This is a genomic window from Isoptericola croceus (genome assembly GCF_029382255.1).
GTDB lineage: Bacteria > Actinomycetota > Actinomycetes > Actinomycetales > Cellulomonadaceae > Isoptericola > Isoptericola croceus.
Genome location: NZ_JARLLG010000486.1, coordinates 1 through 256, shown reverse-complemented (window position 1 = coordinate 256; position 256 = coordinate 1). Strand labels below are relative to the sequence as shown.

The following is a 256-nucleotide window of genomic DNA, read 5'->3' as shown; positions in this document are numbered from 1 at the left end:
CAAAGAACCCATTTATTACCGAGGCACAAGGAAACACAATGGTGATAATCCAAAGATCATGCTCGTCGACTGTGGAGTCAAGCAGAATATAATTCGATGCCTTGTCAGCCGCGGGGCAGATGTGCTCGTTTTGCCGCATGATTATGACTTTAACCAGATAGCTGCACAGTACGACGGCTTGTTCATTTCCAATGGGCCAGGAAGTCCGGAGAAATGCACCGCTACCATCCAGCATCTTCGCAAGGCGATCGATACA

Annotated in this window: 1 protein-coding gene; it reads left to right on the top strand. The window is 48.4% G+C overall.

The genetic code is table 11. The annotated features are described in order from the left end of the window. Positions 1–58: 58 nt before the first annotated feature. The coding region (locus PZC42_RS24955) for a glutamine amidotransferase-related protein (protein WP_498041212.1) at positions 59–256 on the top strand (198 nt) is incomplete at its 3' end.